At 70.5% G+C, this 24061-nt stretch carries 19 protein-coding genes; 7 read left to right on the forward strand and 12 right to left on the reverse strand.

Annotated features, from left to right (window positions below):
- Window positions 1-136: 136 nt before the first annotated feature.
- The 5 genes from NQU55_RS33475 to NQU55_RS33495 form a co-directional block, all read right to left on the reverse strand.
- Entirely contained in the window at window positions 137-1087 is a 951-nt protein-coding gene (locus NQU55_RS33475) for a zf-HC2 domain-containing protein (RefSeq protein ID WP_206330165.1), read from the reverse strand.
- Window positions 1088-1092: 5 nt separating this feature from the next.
- Window positions 1093-1782 (reverse strand): RNA polymerase sigma factor SigM, encoded by a 690-nt coding sequence (sigM, locus tag NQU55_RS33480; protein ID WP_168096557.1) that lies wholly within the window; start codon window positions 1780-1782, stop codon window positions 1093-1095.
- Window positions 1783-1816: 34 nt separating this feature from the next.
- A complete protein-coding gene (locus tag NQU55_RS33485) occupies window positions 1817-3529 on the reverse strand; it encodes a serine/threonine protein kinase (protein ID WP_256791716.1) in 1713 nt (570 codons plus the stop codon).
- A gap of 109 nt (window positions 3530-3638) precedes the next feature.
- Window positions 3639-5867, reverse strand: a complete 2229-nt coding sequence (murJ, locus tag NQU55_RS33490) for a murein biosynthesis integral membrane protein MurJ (RefSeq protein WP_168092218.1) — start codon at window positions 5865-5867, stop codon at window positions 3639-3641.
- A 45-nt stretch (window positions 5868-5912) separates the two neighbouring features.
- The gene (locus NQU55_RS33495; protein WP_168092217.1) at window positions 5913-8213 is read right to left on the reverse strand and encodes a DUF6049 family protein; all 2301 of its coding nucleotides are present in this window, start codon (window positions 8211-8213) and stop codon (window positions 5913-5915) included.
- Window positions 8214-8420: 207 nt separating this feature from the next.
- Here NQU55_RS33495 and NQU55_RS33500 point away from each other — a divergent pair, with 207 nt between their 5' ends.
- A complete protein-coding gene (locus NQU55_RS33500; protein ID WP_168092216.1) occupies window positions 8421-9896 on the forward strand; it encodes a CCA tRNA nucleotidyltransferase in 1476 nt (491 codons plus the stop codon).
- A gap of 79 nt (window positions 9897-9975) precedes the next feature.
- Here NQU55_RS33500 and NQU55_RS33505 read toward each other — a convergent pair whose 3' ends face one another.
- From NQU55_RS33505 to NQU55_RS33515, 3 genes are all read right to left on the reverse strand, one after another.
- Window positions 9976-11250 carry an MFS transporter gene (locus tag NQU55_RS33505; protein WP_168092215.1) on the reverse strand — a complete coding sequence of 425 codons (1275 nt, stop codon included), beginning with the start codon at window positions 11248-11250 and terminating at the stop codon, window positions 9976-9978.
- An 83-nt stretch (window positions 11251-11333) separates the two neighbouring features.
- Window positions 11334-12416, reverse strand: coding sequence for an inositol-3-phosphate synthase (locus NQU55_RS33510; protein WP_168092214.1), 1083 nt, complete (start codon window positions 12414-12416; stop codon window positions 11334-11336).
- Window positions 12417-12466: 50 nt separating this feature from the next.
- Entirely contained in the window at window positions 12467-13054 is a 588-nt protein-coding gene (locus NQU55_RS33515) for a PadR family transcriptional regulator (RefSeq protein ID WP_030366826.1), read from the reverse strand.
- 411 nt (window positions 13055-13465) lie between these two features.
- Between NQU55_RS33515 and NQU55_RS33520 the strand changes: the two genes are divergently transcribed.
- The gene (locus NQU55_RS33520) at window positions 13466-16087 is read left to right on the forward strand and encodes a transglycosylase domain-containing protein (protein ID WP_168092213.1); all 2622 of its coding nucleotides are present in this window, start codon (window positions 13466-13468) and stop codon (window positions 16085-16087) included.
- 120 nt (window positions 16088-16207) lie between these two features.
- Entirely contained in the window at window positions 16208-17710 is a 1503-nt protein-coding gene (locus NQU55_RS33525; protein ID WP_168092212.1) for a glycosyltransferase family 87 protein, read from the forward strand.
- A gap of 45 nt (window positions 17711-17755) precedes the next feature.
- Here the strand turns inward: NQU55_RS33525 and NQU55_RS33530 are convergent, their stop codons facing one another.
- The 3 genes from NQU55_RS33530 to NQU55_RS33540 form a co-directional block, all read right to left on the reverse strand.
- Window positions 17756-18787, reverse strand: a complete 1032-nt coding sequence (locus NQU55_RS33530; RefSeq protein WP_168092211.1) for an alanine racemase — start codon at window positions 18785-18787, stop codon at window positions 17756-17758.
- Window positions 18788-18868: 81 nt separating this feature from the next.
- On the reverse strand, window positions 18869-19987 hold the full coding sequence (locus NQU55_RS33535; protein WP_168092210.1) for a lipid II:glycine glycyltransferase FemX: 1119 nt from the start codon (window positions 19985-19987) through the stop codon (window positions 18869-18871).
- A gap of 125 nt (window positions 19988-20112) precedes the next feature.
- Complete coding sequence (locus NQU55_RS33540; protein ID WP_168092209.1) at window positions 20113-20442, reverse strand: hypothetical protein; 330 nt, start codon at window positions 20440-20442, stop codon at window positions 20113-20115.
- Between the two features lie 279 nt (window positions 20443-20721).
- Between NQU55_RS33540 and rpsF the strand changes: the two genes are divergently transcribed.
- The 4 genes from rpsF to rplI all read left to right on the forward strand — a co-directional run bounded on the left by rpsF (window position 20722) and on the right by rplI (window position 22417).
- Window positions 20722-21012 carry a 30S ribosomal protein S6 gene (gene rpsF / locus NQU55_RS33545; RefSeq protein WP_030366820.1) on the forward strand — a complete coding sequence of 97 codons (291 nt, stop codon included), beginning with the start codon at window positions 20722-20724 and terminating at the stop codon, window positions 21010-21012.
- 81 nt (window positions 21013-21093) lie between these two features.
- The gene (locus tag NQU55_RS33550) at window positions 21094-21672 is read left to right on the forward strand and encodes a single-stranded DNA-binding protein (RefSeq protein ID WP_120755016.1); all 579 of its coding nucleotides are present in this window, start codon (window positions 21094-21096) and stop codon (window positions 21670-21672) included.
- A 43-nt stretch (window positions 21673-21715) separates the two neighbouring features.
- On the forward strand, window positions 21716-21952 hold the full coding sequence (gene rpsR / locus NQU55_RS33555) for a 30S ribosomal protein S18 (RefSeq protein ID WP_004950692.1): 237 nt from the start codon (window positions 21716-21718) through the stop codon (window positions 21950-21952).
- Between the two features lie 18 nt (window positions 21953-21970).
- Window positions 21971-22417, forward strand: a complete 447-nt coding sequence (rplI, locus tag NQU55_RS33560; RefSeq protein WP_106681030.1) for a 50S ribosomal protein L9 — start codon at window positions 21971-21973, stop codon at window positions 22415-22417.
- 129 nt (window positions 22418-22546) lie between these two features.
- Here rplI and NQU55_RS33565 read toward each other — a convergent pair whose 3' ends face one another.
- Window positions 22547-23884, reverse strand: coding sequence for an MATE family efflux transporter (locus NQU55_RS33565; RefSeq protein ID WP_168092208.1), 1338 nt, complete (start codon window positions 23882-23884; stop codon window positions 22547-22549).
- Window positions 23885-24061 lie beyond the last annotated feature (177 nt).

Raw genomic sequence — 24061 nt, forward strand, 5'->3', positions numbered from 1 at the left:
TGATCACGTTGCGGACGTCGCTCACGGGAGTCTTCCTTGTCTGCCGACTGCTGTCTCGGTCCTTGAGGGGTTCACCCCACCCAACGGATCCTACGGGGCAGGCATTCCCGTGGACGCCTGCTGCGGCCGGGAGAGATCAGAGGCGTGACAGCGTCTCGGTCAGCAATACCTTGCCCGGTGTCGCGGAGCCCGCGTCGACGCAGGTGGCGGAGACCACATAGGCGTCGACGAGCGCGGCGTCACCAGGGTGCGGCAGGACGACGAGGTAGGCGTCCTCACCCTGATAGGTGTCCGGCGCGGAGACCAGGGCCTGCTCGGTGCGACCGATGCCCTGCCGGACGCAGAAGGGCGCTGTGCCGCCCGAGGCGCTCAGCGTCCTGTTGGGCGCGTCCCCGTCGGCCTCGGCGGTTTTCCCCCGGGGCTCGGTGGGGCCGAAGGACTGGGGCTTGAGGAGCTCGTGCACCCGCGCCGTGAGCTCACCGGAGCCGAGAGGGGACGTCGGCGCAGTGCTCACGCGGTCCTTGAGGGGCGTCGCCGTGGGAGCGTCCGTTCCGCCGGACTGCAGGAAGAGACCGCCCACGCCGAGGACGGCGGCGGCACAGGCGCTGCCGAGGAGCACGGAGGGCCAGCGGCGCATGCGCGAGCGCCGGGGCTTGCGGGACGGCGGTGCCGTCATGCCGGGGCCGGGGCCGGGGCCGGGCCCGGTGGAGGTGCGGGGGCGGCCGGGGGGCCGGGGGGCCGTTTCACGTGCCGCGGTTTCCCGGGGGACAACCCCCGGACCCCCGGCCGGCGACTCTGTCTCTGTTTCACGTGAAACAGGCACGCCGAACGGCGGCGTGGTCGAGTCCAGCAGTGCCTCGGCGGCGAGCGCGGCGTCGATGCGGCCCGCGATGTCCAGCGGCATCCGGGGCGGGCCGGGCAGGGTCCCGAGCGCCCCCCGGATCTCGTCCAGGGAGCTGCGTACGTCCTCGCACAGCTCGCACGCCGCCAGGTGCTCCCGTACGTCCGCGGTGCGTGCCGGCGAGAGCACCCCCTCGGTGAGCGCGGAGATCTCCGCGACCTCCGGGTGCCCATCCGTGCCGGTCATCGAAGTCACGCTCGCCCACCTCCGCCCTTCACTGGATCTGCGTCGCTCTGTCCTGCCGGTGGTGGGACGGACGCCCCCTGCGACCGGTTCCTTCCCCCGTCGAGCGGTGGGCTACCCCTGCCACCGGGACGCAGATGGGTGAGGATCGGCAGAAGTCGTGCCCGCCCCCGTGCGCAGCGGCTCTTCACGGTGCCGACGGGGACGTCCAGCACCTCGGCCGCCTCGGCGACGGGATAGCCCTGCATGTCCACCAGGACGAGGGCGGCGCGCTGGTCGGGCGGGAGCGTGGCCAGGGCCTGCAGCAGCTCCCGGTGCAGGTCCCCGCGCTCCGCAGGCGCGGCCGCGGATTCGTGGGGCTCGATGAGCTGCTCCAGCCGCTCGGTCTCGGCCAGCGGTGCGGTGCGCCGCGACGCGGCCTTGCGCGCCCGGTCCAGACAGGCGTTGACGGTGATGCGGTGCAGCCACGTGGTGACGGCGGACTGGCCGCGGAAGGTGTGTGCGGCGCGGTAGGCGGAGACCAGGGCGTCCTGTACGGCGTCCGCGGCCTCTTCTCTGTCGCCGAGGGTGCGCAGGGCGACGGCCCAGAGGCGGTCGCGGTGTCTGCGTACGATCTCGCCGAAGGCGTCGGGGTCACCGGCGACGTGCCGGGTGAGGAGATCGGCATCGCTGAGGCCGTTACGCAGGACGTCGTCCACCGTCGAGCCCTCCCCCTGAGGTCCGTTCCGAACGTCAGCCGGTGAACTTCACGTTGTTGATGCCCTGCTTGTAGCCGGCACCGGCGTAGGTCTGCTCGTCAGCGCCAGAGTAAGGGGCTGCGGTGATCCAGAGCAGGACGTACTGGGCCTCGACCGGCTTCTTGAGGGAGAGGCTTATCGAATCCGTCGTCGTCTGCTTGGTCGTCAGCTTCTTCATCGACTTCAGCGACTCGGTGCCGGCGAGGGACTTCGCCGAGTAGAGCGACACCTCGGTGTGGTCGCCGCCGTAGAGCAGCTTGATGTCCGCGGAGCTGAGCTGCTGCTTGCCGCCGAGGTCGTAGATGATGCCGACGCCACCCTTGTAGTGGGTCAGGGAGGGCCCGTCGTTGAAGGTGCGCGAGCGCCAGACGTCCTTGGGGGCGTAGTCCGTGGCGAACGTGTTCCTCACCCGGTCCGGACTCTGCGGGTTCCCGTCCGGGGCGTACTCCTGGGCGTCGATGATCTTCACCGGCTCCCCGGTCGGCTTCGAGCCGTCGTCGCCCGTCGACTCGGAGATCTGCGGGCGGTCCTCCTGCCCGTCCTTGAGGAGCGTGTCGGCGAGCTGCCAGCTGGCCAGGCCCAGGGCGGCGATCAGCAGGGCGGCGACGCTCCACTTGAGCGCCCGGCCCGTGCGGCCCTGCAGCGGAGGCGGCGGGGGGACCGCCATGGCGCCCGTGGCGGCGCCACCGTGCGGCGGCTGCTGACCGTAGGCGTGCGGGCGGGGGTAGCCGCCCGGCGGCGTGGTGAAGGACGGCTCCGGGGGCCGGATCCGCGGCATGGCGGCGACGGCCTTGGACAGCTCCTCCGGGGTCGTGCACGGCTTCTCCTGCCGTGACGAGGCGGAGTCGTCGTGGACGAGCGCGCGCATGGCGAGCTCGGAGAGGCCGCGGTGGACGCCGGCGCGGACCTGGTCGGGGGCGATCAGGCCGACGCCCTTGGGCAGGCCGGGCAGCCCGTGGGCACTGTCCTCGTAGGGCCAGCGCTGGGTGAGCGCGGCGTAGAGGAGCGCGCCGATGGCCTCGGTGTCGGTCTGCTGGGGGCGGTCGGAGGTGATGCCGCGGAGCGCCGCCATGACGGCCAGGCCGCGGATGCGGTACTGCCCGGTGCCGGTGCGCAGCACCGAGCCGGGGTGGAGGCGCAGGTGGGCGAGGCCCTCGCGGTGGGCGGCGGCCATGGCCTGGGACACCTGGCTGACGAGCTGGTAGGCGTCGTGCGGCTCCATGGGACCGGAGGCGAGGACGTTGGTCAGCTCGGTGGCGTCGGGCAGCCACTCGTGGACGACGTAGACGAGGTCGTTCTCCTCGACGGCGTCGAGCACCTGGACGAAGCGGGGGTCGCCGAGGAGGGCGGCGGAGCGGGCGGCGGCGAGGACGGGGCGGGCGCGCGGGTGGTCGGCGGGCAGCAGGTGGACGCCCACGGCGCGGCGGAGCTTCTCGTCCACCGCACGCCAGCTGCTGAATCCCTCCAGACGGGTGACGCACTCCTCCAGGCGGTAGCGCCTGGCGAGCTTGTGGCCGCTGTGCAGTTCGGGCGTGGTCCGGGCGTCGCGGGCGGGCTTCTTGCCGTCCGCGCGCCCGCTGTCCTTGTGGGTGCCGGCCTTGATCGCGGCCTCCGCCCCGTCGGCCGTGGCCTTGCCCGCCTTGGCGGTCAGCGGCTTGCCGCCGCTGTTGCCTGCCACGTCGACGGCAGCTGTGCTCCGTTCTGCCACCGTCGTTCCTGCCTCCCCATCCGTTGCACGCTGTCCACAGCCAAGACAATTGTGCCCACAGTCCGGCGCTATGCACGACACACGGCGGCGGGCGAAGGTTGTGCTCCCGTCAGCGTCCGAGTCGCCCGCGGACCATACCGACCATGGCCGTCAGCTCCTCGATCCGCATTCGCTTCGCGGCGAGGTAGAAGACGCCGAGCAGGACCAGACCGCCGCCGGTCAGGGAGGCGAGCGAGCCGGGCACGCCCTGGCCGAGGACCTGCGTGATGCCGTAGGCCGCGGCTCCGCCGACGAGGGCCGCGGGGATGCACGCACCGGCGAGGCGGGCGTACGTCCGCACGACGCGCGAGCCGTCCAGGTCCCCGCCGAGGCGGGTACGCAGGCGGCGCCACGCCACACCGACGCCGACGGCGTAGCCGAGACCGTAGGAGAAGGCCATGCCGGCGACGGCCCAGCGGGACGGCAGGACGAGGTAGCTCAGGACGGCGGAGGCCGCGAAGGCCGCGGAGACGATCAGCGTGTTGTAGAAGGGCGTACGGGTGTCTTCGTAGGCGTAGAAACCACGGAGGATGACGTACTGCGCCGAGTACGGGATCAGGCCGAGACCGAAGGCCATGAGAATGAAGCCGATGTTGGTGGCACCGCCCGTGCCCGAACCGCCCGAGAACATCAGCGTGGACATGGGGACGCCGAGCGCCAGGAAGGCGAAGGCGCAGGGCACGATGGCGACGGCCGAGGTGCGCAGGCCGTGCGAGAGGTCGTCCCGGACGGCGGAGGCGTCGCCGTCGTGGGCGGCGCGGGAGATCCGGGGGAGCACCGCGGTCATCACCGAGACGGTGATGATGGCCTGCGGCATCTGCCAGAGCTGCAGCGCGAAGTTGTACGCCGTGATGCCCGTACCGGTGTGACCGGCCTTCTCCGCCAGTGCGCCGGCCTTGGTGGCGAGCTGCGTCACCACGACCATGCTGAGCTGGTTCGCGAGGACGAAGAAGAAGGTCCACTTGGCGAGGCCCGCGGCCTTCCCGAGGCCCTGCCCGCGCCAGTCGAAGCGGGGACGGATACGGAATCCGGCCTCCCGCAGGTAGGGGAGCATGGCCAGCGCCTGGACGACGAGGCCCAGCAGCGTGCCGATGCCGATCAGCTGCACGCCCTCGGCCGGGATGCCGGCTGCGTCGACCTGGCTGTCCTTGAAGGGACCGAAGGCCCAGATGAAGGAGCCGAAGGTGGCGATGATGATGATGTTGTTGAGGACCGGGGTCCACATCATCGCGCCGAACTTCCCGCGCGCGTTGAGGATCTGGCCCAGCACCACGTGCACGCCCATGAAGAACATCGTGGGCAGGCAGTAGCGAGCGAACGCCACCGCCACTTCCATCCGGTCCGGGTCGGAGGCGATGGTGGGCGACATCGCCTGGATGAAGAGCGGCGCCCCCAGCACACAGACAGTGGTGACACCCGCCAGCAGCACGACGACAAGGGTCAGAAGGCGGTTGGCGTACGCCTCGCCCCCATCGTCGTCGTTCTTCATCGCGCGCACCAGCTGCGGGATGAAGACGGCGTTCAGCGCACCGCCGCCCACCAGGATGTAGATCATCGTCGGCAGGACGTTGGCGACCTGGTAGTCGTCGTTGAGCGTGCCGACGCCGATCGCCGCCGCCATGACGAGGTTCCGGCCGAAGCCGAGAAGCCGGGAGACCATCGTTCCCGCGGCCATCAGCGCGCTCGACTTCAGCAAGCTCGCGGCCTTGCCGCCCTTGGCCGACGCCGGTGCCGCGGACGCGGCCGGCTCCGGCTCCGCGGCCGGCTCGGCGGCCGGGACCTTCGGCGGCGGCACGGGGGAGCCGTACTGCCCCGGGGCCGGGATCTGCTGCCCCGGCGGCCGCGGCGGCTCGTAGGGCTGCTGCTGGTCGCGGTAGAGGTGGGCGAAGGCGTCCCGCCGGGGGCCGCCGTCGTCCTGGCGGTCGAAGCCGTCCACCGCGGCGAACTGCTTGGTCGCGTCGTCGTCGCCGTGGGCGGGGAAGCCCGCCGGACCGGACGGGCCGGACGGAGCCGGGGGCCACGCCCCGGCGCCCGGCTGCTGCTGCGGGTAGGTGTTGCGGTACGCACCGGGCGGCGGCGCCGGGTGGGCGGAGCGGTCGTACAGCGCCCCGTCCACCGGGTCCTGAGCGGCCGGGTCGTGGCCGGGGTAGGGCTCGGAGGCGTAGGCGTCCCGCAGGTAGGGATCCTGGGCGTACGGGCCCTGGCGGGGCGTGCCGGGGGGAGCCGGGGGCGGCGGGTACTGACCCCGCGGCTCACCACCCGCGCCCTGCCCGCGGTCACCGTCGTACGGCGCGTTCATCGCTACCCCACCTCATCGTCCGCGGCCGGCCGGCCCCACTAAGCGTCAACGTTCCACTTTCTCACCCGAGCCGGATGGCTCCGTGTCATGCGATCCGGTGTCCGGGGCCGGGTCACCCGGCCGCGCGGGCCGGTCGTCCCCCGGGCCTCCGTTGTCCGGCCCCTCGCCGTCCGCCCCGGGCTCCCCGCCCTCGGTCGTACGGGCGGCGGACCGCTTCCGCTTGATGTAGATGCGGAGCCCCGCGAGGACCAGCAGGAGCACACCACCGGCGATGACGAGGAGAACCATAGGGGTGATGGACGTGACATGCACAGTGAAGACGACCGGGTCGCCGTAGGGCTGCCCCTCGGCCGTGTAGAGCCGGGCCGTCACGCGCACCGGGCCGTTGGCATTGGCCCGGGTCTCGAACTTCACCGACTGGTTCTGCCCGCCGTTGATCTTCACGGGCTGGGAGCGGTCGACCTGCAGACGGTTGGTCTGGCTGGACTCCAGCACCAGGTGGAGCCCCTCGATCCCCTGAAGCAGGCCGTTGTGGACCGTTATGGGGATGGTCGCGCTGCGCCCGGAGAGGGTGACGTCGGACTTCTTGATCAGCTCCACGCGGCGGGTGAGCCCGTACAGGTAGGACTGCACCGCCTCGCGGAACTCGGCGGCGCCCTTGCGGTCGCCGCGCCACGAGGTCGACATCTCCCGCATGATCGCGCTGCCGAAGGGGGTCACCACGCGGTCCTGCGAGGTCAGGATCACCTTGAAGCCGTCCAGCGTGGACTGGGTCTTCTGGATCTCCTGGAACGCCTTGGTGGACAGCTCCTGCTCGCGCAGCGAATCGGGGTACGAGCCGGTGCCCGGGACCTGCTGGTTCGCGTCCGGGTCCGGCTTGGCCGCGGCCGCGTCGCCCAGGTTGACGGGCTGCGTCCAGCGGTTGTCCGACAGGGCCTTGATCGCCGCGGCCATCGCCTGGGCCTGGCTCGCGGTGGGCATGCGCTGCGGCGCCACGACGATGCTGCGCTCGTTGTCCGGCGCCTGCCGGTTCACCAGGAGGCTCTGGGCGACGAACCGCTGCACGGCGAGCGAGTACTCGCCGGCGCGGACGAGGTCGCCCTGGAAGCCGGTGGACATCCGGGCGTCCGCCACGACGGCGGTGTTGCCGCTGCCGATCTGGCGGGCCGCGGTGGGGCTGTAGGACGTCCGGTCGCGGAAGCTGTCGCTGCGCGCGATGACGTTGTGGGCGCCGGCCGAGGTGGCGACGTCGATGATCGAGGAGTCGACGGCGCCGTCGACGGGCCAGGCGAAGTCCGTGCGCGGCTTCACGCCGAGGATGGTGTCCACGGTGGTCGAGGCGAGCTCCGTGGCGGACTGCAGGTGGCTCAGGGAGCCCGGCACGTCCTTGCCGTGGTGGGCCAGCGACGCGAGGTCGGGGTCGCCGAACGGCAGCGCCACCACCTGGTCACCGGCGACGGCGGTCTGCAGCTGGCTGAGCCACTGCTTGGCGACCGCCTGGCCGCGGCCCGGGGTGGTCCGCCCGCCGGGCCCGCCCACCCGGTAGCTCTTGGTCATGGCCTCGACCGTGGCGAGCAGGTCCGGGTCGAGCACCCAGGTGATCGGGAGGTCCTTGCCCAGCGCGACCAGCTGCTGCAGCCGGCCGCCCGGGGCCAGCTCCGCGGCCAGTTCGTCATTGGGGAAGATCGGCGTCTGCTGCTGGTCGGACTCGGTCCGGGCGGTGAGGTGCGTCGCGGAGATCAGCGGCCACAGGAACGTGAGCTGCGTCTTCTTGCCCTCGATCGCGGAGGGCTGCCAGGTCAGCAGCGTCTGAGTGATCCCCAGCACCCGCTCGAAGCCCTGGTCCGCCGTGCGCCCCGACAACGAGACGCCGAGCTGGTAGACCCCGTCCCGGCTGAGGTCCAGGTCCTTCGCCGGGAGCGAGATGCTGAAGTCGCGGCTGGCCCCCGGAGGGAGCTTGTCGATCTTCTGGGTGTGCTTGCCGATCTCGGAGCCGTCGGTGCCCGACGGGGACCGGCTGCCGGTCTCGTCGGCGTCGACCCGGCTGTTGATCTGGCTGCCCACCCGCAGGCCGACGTGCGCGTCGGTGACCGTCGAGCCGCCGGTGTTGGTGACGCTGCCCGCGACCGTGAGCGTGTCGTCCTGCTTCGGCGCGGCGGGGGTCAGCGTGTGGACGGAGACGTCGACCGGGCGGGAGCCCGAGGGCTCGGCACGGGCCTCCGGCGCCGCCGGCAGCTGCACCAGGCCGAGCAGCAGCGCCACTCCCGTCAGGAGTGTCGCAAGGTGCCGGGACCACCGGCAGGCAGCAGCGGAGGGGGTCTCCTGGGTCTCTGCCGCCTCGGCCACGCGCTCGCCCGTCCCTCGTCGTCGTCAGTGGTCGTCGGTTGTGCGTCCACGAATGGTAACGAGGCCCGCTGTGACGAAGTGCTGCGGACCGCTCCGCAAGATCGCTCAGCCGGCCCGATGTCCCGGCTGCGCCCGCTTTGCGTGGGGTGCGCCATGCGTCCGTAACCGGGAGGCCCGGCGGCGCGCGGCCACGTACCCTCTTCTGTTGTGCCGAATGCCAACAATGACAGCCTCACCCAGTCGTCGACGAACGAGCTCAGCCAGGTGCAGCGCCGTGCCGTGAGCGAGCTCCTGAGGGTCTCCCCCGTGGCCGACGACCTCGCCCGCCGATTCCAGGAAGCCGGGTTCACGCTTGCCCTGGTCGGCGGATCCGTACGGGACGCGCTGCTCGGCCGGCTCGGCAACGACCTCGACTTCACCACGGACGCCCGCCCGCAGGACGTCCTGAAGATCGTCCGGCCCTGGGCGGACTCCGTCTGGGAGGTCGGTATCGCCTTCGGCACCGTGGGATGCCGCAAAGCGGACTTCGACATTGAGGTCACCACATACCGGTCCGAAGCCTACGACCGGACCTCCCGCAAGCCGGAGGTCTCCTACGGCGACTCGATCGAGCAGGACCTCGTCCGCCGCGACTTCACCGTCAACGCGATGGCCGTCGCGCTGCCGGAGAAGGAGTTCATCGACCCGCACAACGGCCTGGAGGACCTGGCCGCCCGGGTCCTGCGCACCCCTGGCACCCCGGAGGAGTCCTTCTCCGACGACCCGCTGCGCATGATGCGGGCCGCCCGCTTCGCCGCCCAGCTCGACTTCGAGGTCGCCCCCGAGGTCGTCACCGCGATGACGGAGATGTCCGGCCGGCTCGAGATCGTCTCGACCGAGCGGGTCCGGGACGAGCTGAACAAGCTGATCCTCTCCGACCACCCGCGCAAGGGCCTGAAGCTCCTGGTCGACACCGGCCTCGCAGCACTCGTCCTGCCCGAGCTGCCCGCCCTGCGCCTGGAGCGTGACGAGCACCACCGCCACAAGGACGTCTACGAGCACACGCTCACCGTCCTGGAGCAGGCCGTCGCCCTGGAGGCCCCGCGCGACCAGCCCGGCGGCGGCCCCGACCTGGTGCTGCGCCTCGCGGCCCTGCTGCACGACATCGGCAAGCCGCGGACGCGCCGCTTCGAGAAGGACGGCCGGGTCTCCTTCCACCACCACGAGGTGGTGGGCGCCAAGATGACCAAGTCCCGGATGACCAAGCTCAAGTACTCCAACGAGCTGGTGAAGGACGTTTCCAAGCTGGTGGAGCTGCACCTGCGCTTCCACGGCTACGGCACCGGCGAGTGGACCGACTCCGCCGTCCGCCGGTACGTGCGCGACGCCGGGCCCCTGCTGGAGCGGCTCCACAAGCTGACCCGGTCCGACTGCACCACGCGCAACAAGCGCAAGGCCAACGCGCTCTCGCGGGCGTACGACGGCCTGGAGGAGCGCATCGCCAAGCTGCAGGAGCAGGAGGAGCTGGACGCGATCCGGCCCGACCTGGACGGCAACCAGATCATGGAGATCCTGGGCGTGGGCCCGGGCCCGCAGATCGGCAAGGCGTACAAGCACATGCTGGAGCTGCGCCTGGAGAACGGGCCGATGAGCCACGACGAGGCGGTCGCCGCGCTCAAGGACTGGTGGGCGGCGCAGGGCTGACCCTCAGGTTTCACGTGAAACATGAAGCGGGGGCGGTGGGCGATTCACGGTTTCACGTGAAACAGCCACCGCCCCCGCTTCATGCGTCCTCCCGGCTCCGGAAGCCCGCCAGGGCGACGGCGACGACGGCGTAGAGGGCGGCGACCGCGGACACCAGCAGCGCCGACCGGCCGTCGGGCGGCAGCATCAGGGCCGCCACCGCGGCCGCCCCCACGAAGGCGACGTTGAAGAGGACGTCGTAGAGCGAGAAGACCCGGCCCCGGAAGGCGTCGTCCACCGAGGACTGGACCACGGTGTCCGTGGCGATCTTGGCCCCCTGGGTGGTCAGGCCCAGGACGAAGGCGGCGATCAGCATGGGGACGCGCTCGAAGGACAGGCCGAGGGCGGGTTCCAGCACCGCCGCGGCGGCGGCGCAGGCGACCATCCAGCCGAGCCTGCCCAGCCGGGAGACCGCCCAGGGGGTGATGACGGCCGCCGCGAAGAACCCCGCTCCCGAGATGGCGACGGCGAGCCCCAGCAGGGCCATTCCCTTGGACTCGCTGCTCGTCCACGCGTAGCGGCAGAGCATCAGCACGGTGACGGTCAGGGCGCCGTAGCAGAAGCGCATCAGCGTCATGGCGGCGAGCGCGCAGGAAGCCGTGCGGCGCTCGGCCAGATGGCGCAGCCCCGCGGCCAGTCCCCGCGCGGTCCCGGTCAGGGCGGCGCCCAGCCGGCGGGCCACCGGCGTGTCCGGCCCCAGCAGGCCGACGGGCATCAGCAGGGAGCTCAGGGCGGCGGCCAGGTAGAGCGCCGCGCCGAGCAGGACGACCCAGGCGTCGGATGCCGCCCCCTCGGGAGCGGCCACGCGTACGGCGAAGGCGAGGCCGCCGCCCACGGTGGCCGCCAGGGTCCCGGCGGTCGGGGAGAGGGAGTTGGCCATGACCAGCCGCTCGCGGGAGTCGACCACCCGGGGCAGGGCGGCGGAGAGCCCGGCCAGCACGAAGCGGTTGACGGCGGTGACCGAAAGGGCGGAGGCGTAGAAGAGCCAGTCGGGGACGCCCGCGACGATGAGCAGGGCGGTCACGGTGGCCAGGGCGGCGCGCAGCAGGTTGCCGTGGAGCAGCACCTGGCGGCGGCGCCAGCGGTCCAGCAGCACGCCGGCGAAGGGGCCCAGCAGCGAGTACGGCAGCAGGAGCACGGCCATGGCCGAGGCGATGGCCGTGGGGGAGGCTTGCTTCTCCGGGGAGAAGACCACGTAGGCGGCGAGGGCGACCTGGTAGACCCCGTCGGCGGCCTGGGAGAGGAGCCTGACTGCCAGCAGGCGGCGGAAATCGCGAAGGCGGAGCAGGACGCGAAGATCACGCACAACGGGCATGGTCCACAGCCTCACACAACGCACAGGTCCCCGGGCGGACGACCCGGGGACCTGTGGCGGAGCAGGCGGAAGAAGCGGAACGCTTAGCGCTCGACCTCGCCCTTGATGAACTTCTCGACGTTCTCGCGGGCCTCGTCGTCGAAGTACTGCACCGGCGGCGACTTCATGAAGTACGAGGAGGCGGAGAGGATCGGGCCGCCGATGCCGCGGTCCTTGGCGATCTTCGCGGCGCGGACGGCGTCGATGATGACACCGGCCGAGTTCGGGGAGTCCCAGACCTCGAGCTTGTACTCCAGGTTCAGCGGGACGTCACCGAAGGCGCGGCCCTCGAGGCGCACGTACGCCCACTTGCGGTCGTCCAGCCAGGCCACGTAGTCCGAGGGACCGATGTGGACGTTCTTCTCGCCCAGCTCGCGGTCGGGGATCTGCGAGGTGACGGCCTGCGTCTTGGAGATCTTCTTGGACTCGAGGCGGTCGCGCTCGAGCATGTTCTTGAAGTCCATGTTGCCGCCGACGTTCAGCTGCATCGTGCGGTCCAGGATGACGCCCCGGTCCTCGAACAGCTTGGCCATCACGCGGTGCGTGATGGTGGCGCCGACCTGCGACTTGATGTCGTCGCCGACGATCGGGACACCGGCCTCGGTGAACTTGTCCGCCCACTCCTTGGTGCCGGCGATGAAGACCGGGAGGGCGTTGACGAAGGCGACCTTGGCGTCGATGGCGCACTGCGCGTAGAACTTCGCGGCGTCCTCGGAGCCCACGGGGAGGTAGCAGACGAGAACGTCGACCTGCTTGTCCTTGAGGACCTGGACGACGTCCACGGGAGCCTCGGCGGACTCCTCGATGGTCTCGCGGTAGTACTTGCCCAGGCCGTCGAGGGTGTGGCCGCGCTGGACCGTGACGCCGCTGTTCGGCACGTCGCAGATCTTGATGGTGTTGTTCTCGCTGGCGCCGATGGCGTCGGCGAGGTCGAGACCGACCTTCTTCGCGTCGACGTCGAAGGCGGCCACGAACTCCACATCACGGACGTGGTAGTCGCCGAACTGCACGTGCATCAGACCCGGCACGCGGCCGTTCGGGTCGGCGTCCTTGTAGTACTCGACGCCCTGCACCAGCGAGGCGGCGCAGTTGCCCACGCCGACGATGGCTACGCGAACCGAACCCATTCCGGTTGCTCCCTGTTAGTACTCGACGAAGCCCTGCAGGAGTGCAGGGCTCACTGGTCCGGACCGGTGCGCTTGTCACGCCCGGCCCGCTCGCTCTCGATCAGCTCGTTCAGCCAGCGGACCTCGCGCTCCACGGATTCCATTCCGTGGCGCTGAAGCTCGAGGGTGTAGTCGTCCAGCCGTTCCCGGGTGCGGGCGAGGGAGGCGCGCATCTTTTCGAGGCGCTCCTCCAGACGGCTGCGGCGGCCTTCCAGCACGCGCATCCGTACGTCTCGCGACGTCTGCCCGAAGAACGCGAAGCGGGCGGCGAAGTGTTCGTCCTCCCACGTGTCCGGGCCGGTGTGGGCGAGCAGCTCCTCGAAGTGCTCCTTGCCCTCTGCCGTCAGGCGGTAGACAATCTTCGCCCGTCGTCCGGCCAGGGACGCCGCCCGGGCGTCCTCCGGAGCGCTCCCGGGCTCCTCGACCAACCAGCCGTTCGCCACCAGGGCCTTCAGGCAGGGGTAGAGGGTGCCGTAGCTGAACGCACGGAACACCCCGAGCGAGGTGTTCAAGCGTTTCCGCAGCTCGTAGCCGTGCATCGGGGACTCGCGGAGCAGGCCGAGGACGGCGAACTCGAGGATGCCGGAGCGTCTGCTCATGTTTCGCCTCCTTGTCGCACACAGCCTAGTCCTTGTGATCCCTAGTCCCTATTGGTCCCTTATGCCGACTCCGAGCCGACCCTTATGCCGAGCTGATGTATCGACTCGATACATCCAGACGATAGAACGCACCCTTGCATGCGACAAGAGGGGGCACGGTGAACGAGGTCACATCACCGATTCGTGGGACACAAGCGGCCTGATTTGGAGTGAACATCCGCAGTAGGAGCGATTTGGCCGTGCGTAGTCTGTGCGCCATGCAGACCAGCGGGAACCGAGTGACGACGACAGGCGTCCTCGTCCCGTACGCAATGCGCCCGGTTGCCTCAGGCAGCCGTTCAGCGCATCGGGGGGAACGCAAGCCAGCTGCCGCTTCCAGGCGATAGCGCCTGCCCGAGGAGTAGTCGTTCGATGAGCGAGCACCGCCGCAAGCCGCCGCAGCCTGAGGGTGGCGGACGAGCCGCGGCCAGGCGCGCGGCCCAGCAGCCGGGACCCGGCCGCCGCGCCGCGCCAACCAGCAGTTCCGCCGCGCGGTCCGGCCGCGGCGAGTCCGACCGGCACGGCAGCCGGGCCGAGTCCCGCCGTGCGACCCAGCGCGGTCCGGCCGGTGGCCGCAGACGCGGCGGCGATCCAGGAGGAGGCTCCGGCGGCCGGCGCCCCGGCAAGAAGCGCTTCATCGACTATCCCCGGGCGGGCAAGGACGGCGCCAAGCGCTGGCTGCCGTCCTGGAAGCTGGTCCTGGGGACGGCCTTCACCTTCATCGGCCTGATCTTCGGCACCGTGGGCATCGCCCTGGCCGTGGTCCAGGTGCCGTCCGCCCAGCGGACCGCCCAGGTGCAGAAGAACGTCTACTACTGGGCCGACGGCAAGCAGATGGTGGTCGCGGGCGGTGGTGCGCTCAACCGCCAGATCGTGCCGATCTCCAAGATCCCCCTGTCGATGCAGCGAGCGGTGATCTCGGCCGAGAACGCCAGCTTCTACAAGGACTGGGGCGTCGACCCGATGGGCATCGCGCGCGCCGTCGTGAAGATGGCGCAGGGCGGGGAGACCCAGAGCGGTTCGACCATCACGCAGCAGTTCGTGAAGAACACCTACCTGAGCCAGGAACAGACGCTCAAGCGCAAGGCCACCGAGCTGCTGATCTCCATAAAGGTGGGTGCCACCAAGGACAAGGACGAGATCCTCGCGGGGTACCTCAACACCGCCTATTACGGGCGCGGGGCCTACGGGATCCAGGCCGCGGCACGGGCCTACTTCGACAAGGACTGCAAGGACCTCACGCCGAGCGAGGGCGCGTTCCTCGCCGCCACGCTCAACGGTCCCAACCTGTACGACCCGTACGGCGGCCAGGGCCCGGCGGCCACCGCGGAGAAGAACACCAAGCGGGCCACCGACCGCTGGAAGTGGACCCTGGACCGCGAGGTCGAGACGGGCAACATGAAGGCGACCGACCGCGACATGTGGGTCGGCAAGGGCTTCCCGACCCCCCAGAAGCCCAAGCCCGCGACCAACCGCGCCGGCCAGATCGGCTACCTCACCGACCTCGCCGACAACTACGTCGTCGCCCACTCCGGCATCAGCAAGACCCAGCTGGACCGCGGCGGCTACCAGATCTACACGACCTTCGACCGGGACAAGGTCAACGCCCTGGCGAAGTCGGTCGACGACGTCCGCAAGGCGAACATCAAGCCGGACGTGCGGGAGCGCGACAAGTTCGTGCAGTTCGGCGGGGCCTCCGTCGACCCCAAGACCGGCAAGATCGTCGCCATCTACGGCGGCGAGAACGCGCTGGAGCACTACACCAACAACGCCGACTACACCGGTGTGCAGGTGGGCTCGACCTTCAAGCCCTTCGTGCTCGCCGCGGCCATGTCGCACGGCAAGCGCAACCCGGCCCTGGGCCGGCAGCAGAGCGACAGCCAGCGCACGCTCGTCTCTCCCGACAGCATCTACAACGGCAACAACAAGGTGACGCTGCGGGAGTACAACGGCAAGATCTGGCACGACAACGACGGCAGCGAGTGGCACCAGAAGAACGACGGTGACGAGGACAAGGGCCTCGTCACCCTGCGCACCGCCATGCAGTACTCGGTGAACACCCCCTTCATCCAGCTCGGCATGGACGTGGGCACGGACCTGGTCAAGGAGGCCGCCCTGCGGGCCGGCCTGGACAAGGACCAGCTCTCCGCCCCCACGCCCACCTTCTCGCTCGGCACATCGGCGCCCAGCGCGATCCGGCTAGCCGGTTCCTACGCCACCTTCGCCGCCGGCGGCAAGCAGATCGACCCGTACTCGGTCGAGAAGGTCGAGCGGGACGGCAGGGCGGTCTACGCGCACGAGATGAAGTCGGACACGGCGTTCTCGCCGAACGTGGCGAACAACGTCACCGACGTCCTCAAGACCGTCGTGGAGGAGGGCACGGGCACCTCGGCCAAGCTCAGCGGCGGCCGGCCGGCCGCGGGCAAGACGGGTACGACGGACGAGAACCGCTCCGCCTGGTTCGCGGGCTACACCCCGCAGCTGTCCACGGCGATCGGCATGTACCGGGTCGACCCCAATGCCAAGAAGCAGGAGTTCCTGTCGATGCGCGGCGTGGGCGGCAAGGAGACCATCCACGGTGCGTCGTTCCCGGCGGAGATCTGGGCCGACTACATGAACGCCGCGCTCAAGGGCCAGCCGATCGAGCAGTTCGAGCCGGCGCAGCCGCTCGGCGAGAAGATCTTCGGTGACGGCGCCAGCCCCTCCCCCAGCGCCCCGCCCTCCGCGCCCCCGTCGCCCTCCACCTCCCCGTCCGGCACGCCGTCGAAGTCCGCTTCTCCGAGCCCGTCGGCGAGCCGTTCCTGCTCGATCTTCGACTTCCGCTGCAAGCACGGCGGGAAGGACGGCGGGAAGGACGGCGGCACCACCGGCACCACCACCGGGGGTCCCGGCGGTGGATCGGTCGGCGGTTCCGGCGGGCCGGGCGAGTCGCCGTCGCCGGACGCCAGCAGGCGCCCCGGAGGCGGTGGCCTCTTCGGTGGCATGAACGGCTGACCAGCCCGGACCCACGAGTCCGGCATCCGCTCAGAGGGCCGTCCCGCGTTCGCGTGAGACGGCCCTCCGAGTTATCCACAGGCTCCGGCGACGCACAGGCACGTACGGCAGGATGGCCCCATGAGGAGCGCGCGGGACGACGACCGGCAGGTGCGGCCCACCGATGAGGACGAGGTGGCGGCCGCAGGCAGCGAGCTCATCGGCGGGCCCGCGGGCAAGCGGGCCGTGCCCGGCGGGGGCTGGTGGACACCGGTCCGTGTGATCGTGCTGGTGGCGATCGGGATGTTCGCCCTCGGCATGGTCCAGAAGCTTCCCTGCTACGAGTACGGGTGGTTCTTCGGCGCCACCACGCAGTACACCCACGCCTGCTACTCCGACATCCCGCACCTCTACAGCGGCCGCGGCTTCGACGCGGGCCTGATCCCGTACTTCGACCGCATCCCCCAGGCCCTCTCCGGCGGCATGGACTATCTGGAGTATCCGGTCCTCACCGGCCTGTTCATGCAGATCGCCGCCTGGCTCACCCCCGGCGGCGGCACCATCCAGCACCGCGAGCAGATCAACTGGCTGGTCAACGCCGGCATGCTGATGGCCTGCACCGCCGTGATCGCCCTCTGCTCGGCCCGTACGCACCGGCGCCGGCCCTGGGACGCCCTGCTGATCGCCCTCGCGCCCGCCTTCGCCCTGACGGCCACCGTCAACTGGGACCTGTTCGCCGTCGCCCTCACCGCCGCGGCGATGCTGATGTGGTCCCGCGGCAGGACGGTGCCCGCGGGGGTCCTGATCGGCCTGGCCGCCGCGGCGAAGCTCTATCCGCTGCTGCTCCTCGGCCCGCTCTTCGTGCTGTGCCTGCGGGCCGGGCGCATGAAGGCCTTCGCCGTGACCACTGCGTCCGCCGTGGCCGCCTGGCTGGTGGTGAACCTGCCGGTGATGCTCACGCACGACGCCTCCGGCCTCCACATCCGCGAGGGCTGGGCGAAGTTCTACACGTTCAGCCAGGAGCGCCCGATCGACTTCGGCTCGATCTGGCTGCTGATCTCCCAGCGGACGGGCAATCCCCTGGACGACGCCAATACGTACGTGAGCCTGCTGATGATCCTGGGCTGCCTGGCCCTGGTGGCCCTCGGCCTCTACGCACCCAGGCGCCCGCGCTTCGCCCAGCTGGCCTTCCTCGTGGTGGCGCTCTTCGTCCTCACCAACAAGGTCTATTCACCGCAGTACGTGCTCTGGCTCATCCCGCTCGCCGTACTGGCGCGCCCCAAGTGGCGCGACTTCCTGATCTGGCAGGCCTGCGAGGTGCTGTACTTCCTCGGCATCTGGTCCTACCTCGCCTACACGGGCAGCGGTGACAAGCACCAGGGCCTGCCCACGGAGGGCTATCAACTGGCCATCGCCCTGCACCTGCTGGGCACGCTGTACCTGTGCGCGGTCGTCGTGCGCGACGTCCTGATGCCCGAGCGGGACGTCGTCCGCAAGGACGGCTCGGACGACCCCTCCGGCGGCATCCTCGACGGGGCCCCGGACGTCGTCGCCCTGGGCTCGGCGCACGCGCCGCCGCCGTACGCGGAGCGGTCCGCCGGCATGAGCGTGCACTGGGGGGCCGGGAGCCGCCCGCCCGCGTAAGGGGGGCGGCCGCCCGGGCCCGTCGACCCGAGGGGAGGGGGTGGGTCAGTGGTCGACGAGACGGTCGAACGTCGTGGTGGTGTGCCGCAGCTTGGCCACCATCTCGTCGCCGACCTGGGGGGTCGGCATGTCGTTCGGCACGAAGAGGATCGACACCTGCATGTGCGGGGGCTCCGCGAACCAGAGCTGCTTGTCGGCCCAGTAGAACGGGGACTGGTTGCGGTTCATGGTCGCGAGGCCCGCCCGGGCGACGCCCTTGGCCCGCGGCATCATGCCGTGCAGCGCCTTCGGCGCCTCCAGGCCCACGCCGTGCGAGGTGCCGCCCGCCACGACCACGAGGTGGCCGTCGGCGCCGACCTTCTGCTGCCGGTAGCCGAAGCGGTCGCCCTTGGACACGGGCGTCACGTCCAGGACCGCACCCTTGTAATGGGTGGCGCCGTGGTCGCCGAGCCACAGCCGGGTGCCGATGCGGGCGCGGAAGCGGGTGTGCGGGTACTGCTGCTGCAGCCGCCCGAGCTCCTCGGACTTCAGGTGGCTGACGAACATGGTGTGCAGCGGCAGGCGTGCGTTGCGCAGCCGCTCCATCCAGTCGGAGACCTCCTGGACGGCGTCCGAGCCGTCCGTGCGGTCCAGCGGCAGGTGGATGGCGAAGCCCTCCAGGCGCACGTCCTCTATGGCCGCGTGCAGCTTGGGCAGGTCCTCCTCGCTGATGCCGTGCCGCTTCATGGTGCTCATGACCTCGACGACGACGCGCGCGCCCACCAGGCCGCGCACCCCCTCGACCGAGGAGACGGACCGGATGGCCCGGTCCGGCAGCGGCACGGGCTCCTCGCCCAGCCGGAAGGGGGTGAGCACCAGCAGGTCACCGCTGAAGTAGTCCTTGATCCGGGCCGCTTCGTAGGTGGTGCCCACGGCGAGGACGTCCGCTCCGAAGCGCGCCGCCTCATCGGCCAGCCGCTCGTTGCCGAAGCCGTATCCATTGCCCTTGCACACCGGGATGATGCCCGGGAACTGCTGGACGATGGTTTGCTGGTGCGCCCGCCAGCGCGCGGTGTCGACGTAGAGCGTGAGCGCCATGGCCCGTCCCGGAACCTTTCCCTGTGCCTGCTGGATGCTGTGCTTGCTGAACGCGCGGGATCGCACGACCCCGGCAGAACGTCAGCGGCGCGACATGTACATGTCGAGGGCCTTGTGGAGCAGCTTGTTGAGCGGGAAGTCCCACTCGCCCAGGTACTCCGCGGCCTGGCCGCCCGTGCCGACCTTGAACTGGATGAGGCCGAAGAGGTGGTCGCTCTCGTCCAGGGAGTCGCCGATGCCGCGCAGGTCGTAGACGCTCGCGCCCAGCGCGTAGGCGTCGCGCAGCATCCGCCACTGCATGGCGTTGGAGGGACGGACCTCGCGCTTGTGGTTGGCCGAGGCGCCGTAGGAGTACCAGACGTGCCCGCCGACGATCAGCATCGTCGCGGCGGCGACCGCCTCGCCCTCGTGCACCGCGAAGTACAGCCGCATGCGGTTGGGGTCCTCGGTGTTGAGGGCCGTCCACATGCGCTGGAAGTAGCTCAGCGGCCGCGGGCGGAACTTGTCGCGCTCCGCGGTGATCTCGTACAGGTGCTGCCAGGTGGGCAGGTCCTCGTAGCCGCCCTGGACCACCTCGACGCCGGCCTTCTCGGCCTTCTTGATGTTGCGGCGCCACAGCTGGTTGAAGTTCTTGTGGACGTCCTCGAGCGAGCGGTTCGCCAGGGGCACCTGGAAGACGTACCGCGGCTGGACGTCACCGAAGCCGGCGCCGCCGTCCTCGCCCTGCTGCCAGCCCATCCGGCGCAGCTGGTCGGCGACCTCGAAGGCGCGCGGCTCGATGAAGGTGGCCTCGACGTCGCGCAGGCGCTTGACGTCCGGGTCGGAGATGCCGGACTTGATCGCGTTGGCGTCCCAGCGCCGGATGACGACCGGCGGGCCCATCTTCACGGAGAAGGCGCCCTGCTGCTTGAGGTGGGCGAGCATGGGCTGCAGCCAGTCGGCGAGGTTCGGCGAGAACCAGTTGATCACCGGGCCCTCGGGCAGATAGGCCAGGTACCGCTTGATCTTGGGCAGCTGGCGGTAGAGCACCAGACCCGCGCCGACGATCTGCCCGGTCTTGTCGAACCAGCCCAGGCTCTCCGAGCGCCACTCCGCCTTGACATCGGCCCACGCCGGCACCTGCATGTGACTGGCCGCGGGCAGGCTCTGGATATATGCCAGATGCTGCTCTCGGCTGATTGTCCTCAGGGTCAGGCTCATGCGGGGCGCTCCTCGGCAGGTGTGTCCCCATGGTCGGGGCTCCGGCTCTCGCGGCGAAGCCTACTGCGACAGGGACGCACACCGTTGGGGCGCCCGTTCGGGTGTACGGCCGGGCGGGCCCCGCGCTATCCGATGACACCTCCGAAGAGACCCCCGTGGGCCATGCCCAGGAAGAAGCCGAAGGCGGACGCTCCCAGTCCGATGATCAGCAGGAAGCGCTCGCCCGTGGTGGCCGAGATGTACTGGCCGTACGCACCGGTGAGGATGCCGGCCAGCCCGCTCCACGAGCTCAGCAGGTGAAGGTTGTTGAAGGCCGAGGAGACGAAAGCGAGCACTCCGAGCACCAGCGTCACGGCGACGAAGGTGTTCTCGAGCGGATGCGGCTTTCCGTCGCTGTTGAGCACGGCATTGATCAAAGAACGGGGGCCGCGGGACTGGCGCACTGCCTGTGTCATGGGGCTACCTCCTCCTGAAGGCGACCGGCGCATTGTTGCGCCGGTCACATCCGGTGCCTACAGATTGCGGGCCCGCACGGCCGGATTTCAACCGGAAGCCGGAGTGCGGGTACTCTGTACGGTCTGCACCGGTGTCTGCCCAGACCAGCTTCGGTCCTCTGGGGCAACCCAGGGACTTTCCGCTGATTGTCAGTGTCGGCCGATACCGTTGTTCACGCATCACGACCCTCCTGCCACGGAACGACCGTGGCCGCTGAGTCCAAAGGAGGTGGGTTCCACATGCGTCACTACGAGGTGATGGTCATCCTCGACCCCGATCTCGAGGAGCGCGCTGTCTCCCCGCTGATCGAGAACTTCCTCTCCGTCGTCCGTGAGGGCAACGGAAAGGTCGAGAAGGTCGACACCTGGGGCCGTCGTCGTCTCGCGTACGAGATCAAGAAGAAGCCCGAGGGCATCTACTCGGTCATCGACCTGCAGGCCACGCCTGCGGTCGTCAAGGAGCTCGACCGCCAGATGAACCTGAACGAGTCGGTCCTCCGGACCAAGGTCCTCCGTCCCGAGACCCACTGAACCCCAGCGGTTCAGAGGTAATCGGGCTGTAGCTCAACGAGTAGCAAGCAGCCAGCAGCACACCCGCCGAGAGGTTCACCCATGGCAGGCGAGACCGTCATCACGGTCGTCGGCAATCTCGTCGACGACCCCGAGCTGCGCTTCACCCCGTCCGGTGCGGCGGTCGCGAAGTTCCGCGTCGCGTCCACTCCCCGCACCTTCGACCGCCAGACCAACGAGTGGAAGGACGGCGAGAGCCTCTTCCTCACGTGCTCGGTGTGGCGTCAGGCGGCGGAGAACGTCGCCGAGTCGCTCCAGCGCGGCATGCGCGTCATCGTGCAGGGCCGTCTGAAGCAGCGGTCCTACGAGGACCGCGAGGGCGTCAAGCGCACGGTCTACGAGCTCGACGTCGAAGAGGTCGGCGCCAGCCTGAAGAACGCCACGGCGAAGGTCACCAAGACCGCGGGTCGCGGTGGCCAGGGTGGCTACGGCGGTGGCCAGCAGCAGGGCGGCTGGGGCGGTGGCTCCGGCGGTCAGCAGCAGCAGGGCGGCGGCGGTGCTCCCGCCGACGACCCCTGGGCCACCAGCGCGCCGTCCGGCGGCCAGCAGGGCGGCGGCGGAGGCGGCTGGGGCGGCGGCCCCGGCAACTCCGGCGGCTACTCGGACGAGCCGCCCTTCTAGGGCGAGCAGCACACAAACTTCTTGATCACACAGGAGAGAAACGATGGCGAAGCCCCCGCCGCGCAAGCCTAAGAAGAAGGTCTGCGCTTTCTGCAAGGACAAGACCGCTTACGTGGACTACAAGGACACGAACATGCTGCGGAAGTTCATTTCCGACCGCGGCAAGATCCGTGCCCGTCGCGTGACCGGCAACTGCACCCAGCACCAGCGTGACGTCGCCACGGCCGTGAAGAACAGCCGTGAGATGGCGCTGCTGCCCTACACCTCGTCCGCGCGATAAGGGAAGGGTGACCAACTAATGAAGATCATCCTCACCCACGAGGTCTCCGGCCTCGGCACCGCCGGTGACGTCGTCGACGTCAAGGACGGCTACGCCCGCAACTACCTGGTCCCGCGCGGTTTCGCGATCCGCTGGACCAAGGGTGGCGAGCAGGACGTCGCTCAGATCCGCCGCGCTCGCAAGATCCGCGAGATCGCCACGATCGAGCAGGCCAACGAGGTCAAGGGTCAGCTGGAGGGCCTCAAGGTCCGCCTGGCCACCCGCTCCGGCGAGGCCGGCCGCCTGTTCGGCTCCGTCACCCAGGCCGACGTCGCTGCGGCGATCAAGGCTGCCGGTGGCCCGGACGTCGACAAGCGCCGCGTCGAGGTGGGCTCGCCCATCAAGACCCTGGGCGCCCACCAGGTCTCCGTGCGTCTGCACGCCGACGTCGTTGCCAAGCTCGGCATCGAGGTCGTCGCTGCCTGATCACCCACCGGTGATCGGTAGAGCCTGAAGGAGGGCCGTACCCCCACGGGGGTACGGCCCTCCTGCTGTTCGCACCGCTCTTCACGAGATGTGGCGGCCGCCGGGGCCCCCGCCCGGGGATACGTTTCTTCAGCGGGTCGCCCCGGTGACGACCCAGCGCCCCGACCGCGCCCGCATCCACAGGGTCGCCATCCGGGCCGCCATCATCAGCGTCATCGCCCACCACAGGGCCGTCAGACCGCCTCCGAGCACGGGGACGAGCAGGGCCGCGGGGGCGAAGACGGCGAGGACCAGCAGCATGGCCCGGGCGAGGTAGGCGCCGTCTCCGGCCCCCATCAGCACCCCGTCCAGGACGAAGACCACGCCTGCGACGGGCTGGGAGAGGGCCACCACCAGCAGGGCCGGCAGCAGCGTGTCCCGTACGGCGCCGTCGGAGGTGAACAGGGGGATGAACAGCGGCCGGGAGACCACCACCAGCACCCCCAGCACCGCCCCCGAGGCGATGCCCCACTGCACCATGCGCCGGCAGGCGGCCCGGGCGCCCTCCGCGTCGCTCGCGCCCAGGTAGCGCCCGATGATCGCCTGTCCGGCGATGGCTATGGCGTCCAGCGCGAAGGCCAGCAGGGTCCACAGCGTGAGGACGATCTGGTGGGCGGCGATCTGGGCGTCGCCGAGCCGGGCCGCCACGGCCGTGGCGATCATGAGGACGGCGCGCAGCGAGAGCGTACGGACCAGGAGCGGCACTCCGGCCTGGGCGCAGGCCCGGATGCCCGCCGCGTCGGGCCGCAGGGAGGCGCCGTGGCGCCGGGCGCCCCGGAGGACCACGGCGAGGTAAGCGGCGGTCATGGCCCACTGGGCGATGACCGTGCCCCAGGCGGAGCCGGCGATGCCGAGGCCCGCGCCGTAGACGAGCCCGGCGTTGAGGGCGCCGTTGAGGGCGAAGCCCCCGATGGCCACGGCAAGCGGCGTGCGGGTGTCCTGCAGGCCGCGCAGGACGCCGGTGGCGGCGAGGACGATGAGCATGGCGGGGATGCCGAGGGCGCTGATCCGCAGGTACGTCGTGGCGTACGGGGCGGCGGTCGGGGAGGCGCCGAAGAGCTCGACGACCGCGGGGGCGGTGGGCAGGACGGCCGCCACGAGGGCCGCGCCGAGGAGCGCGGCGAGCCATATGCCGTCCATGCCCTGGCGTATCGCGGCCCGCAGGTCGCCCGCGCCCACGCGCCGGGAGACCGCCGCGGTGGTGGCGTAGGCGAGGAAGACGAAGACGCTGACGGCCGTGGTGAGCAGGGCGGCGGCGATGCCGAGCCCGGCGAGCTGCGGGGTGCCGAGGTGGCCGACGATGGCGCTGTCGGCCATGAGGAAGAGGGGCTCCGCGACGAGTGCGCCGAAGGCGGGCACGGCCAGCGCGACGATCTCGCGGTCGTGCCGGCGGGCGGTGGCGCGGGCGCGTTCGGGAGCCTGGGTCATCCCCCCAACCTAATCTTCCACAGGTAATCGGTGCAACTGTCATGGGACCCTTACATTGAGTCGCTCGGTCCGATCTTCTCTGCGCCGTTTGTCGCGATCTCCGGCGGACGGGGAAAGTTTTTCTCCTCAACAGCCGGTGGATGGTGAATCTGCAGGTCAGAGGCTTGAGCTCGGGGA

It is taken from the genome of Streptomyces telluris (assembly GCF_024519335.1).
GTDB lineage: Bacteria > Actinomycetota > Actinomycetes > Streptomycetales > Streptomycetaceae > Streptomyces > Streptomyces telluris.

Coding starts and splice junctions, on each gene's coding strand:
- NQU55_RS33475 (WP_206330165.1), bottom strand. CDS start 1,087: ATGACCGGCACGGATGGGCACCCGGAGGTCGCGGAGATCTCCGCGCTC.
- murJ (WP_168092218.1), bottom strand. CDS start 5,867: ATGAACGCGCCGTACGACGGTGACCGCGGGCAGGGCGCGGGTGGTGAG.
- NQU55_RS33505 (WP_168092215.1), bottom strand. CDS start 11,250: ATGCCCGTTGTGCGTGATCTTCGCGTCCTGCTCCGCCTTCGCGATTTC.
- NQU55_RS33510 (WP_168092214.1), bottom strand. CDS start 12,416: ATGGGTTCGGTTCGCGTAGCCATCGTCGGCGTGGGCAACTGCGCCGCC.
- NQU55_RS33515 (WP_030366826.1), bottom strand. CDS start 13,054: ATGAGCAGACGCTCCGGCATCCTCGAGTTCGCCGTCCTCGGCCTGCTC.
- NQU55_RS33520 (WP_168092213.1), top strand. CDS start 13,466: ATGAGCGAGCACCGCCGCAAGCCGCCGCAGCCTGAGGGTGGCGGACGA.
- NQU55_RS33525 (WP_168092212.1), top strand. CDS start 16,208: ATGAGGAGCGCGCGGGACGACGACCGGCAGGTGCGGCCCACCGATGAG.
- NQU55_RS33530 (WP_168092211.1), bottom strand. CDS start 18,787: ATGGCGCTCACGCTCTACGTCGACACCGCGCGCTGGCGGGCGCACCAG.
- NQU55_RS33535 (WP_168092210.1), bottom strand. CDS start 19,987: ATGAGCCTGACCCTGAGGACAATCAGCCGAGAGCAGCATCTGGCATAT.
- NQU55_RS33540 (WP_168092209.1), bottom strand. CDS start 20,442: ATGACACAGGCAGTGCGCCAGTCCCGCGGCCCCCGTTCTTTGATCAAT.
- rpsF (WP_030366820.1), top strand. CDS start 20,722: ATGCGTCACTACGAGGTGATGGTCATCCTCGACCCCGATCTCGAGGAG.
- NQU55_RS33550 (WP_120755016.1), top strand. CDS start 21,094: ATGGCAGGCGAGACCGTCATCACGGTCGTCGGCAATCTCGTCGACGAC.
- rpsR (WP_004950692.1), top strand. CDS start 21,716: ATGGCGAAGCCCCCGCCGCGCAAGCCTAAGAAGAAGGTCTGCGCTTTC.
- rplI (WP_106681030.1), top strand. CDS start 21,971: ATGAAGATCATCCTCACCCACGAGGTCTCCGGCCTCGGCACCGCCGGT.
- NQU55_RS33565 (WP_168092208.1), bottom strand. CDS start 23,884: ATGACCCAGGCTCCCGAACGCGCCCGCGCCACCGCCCGCCGGCACGAC.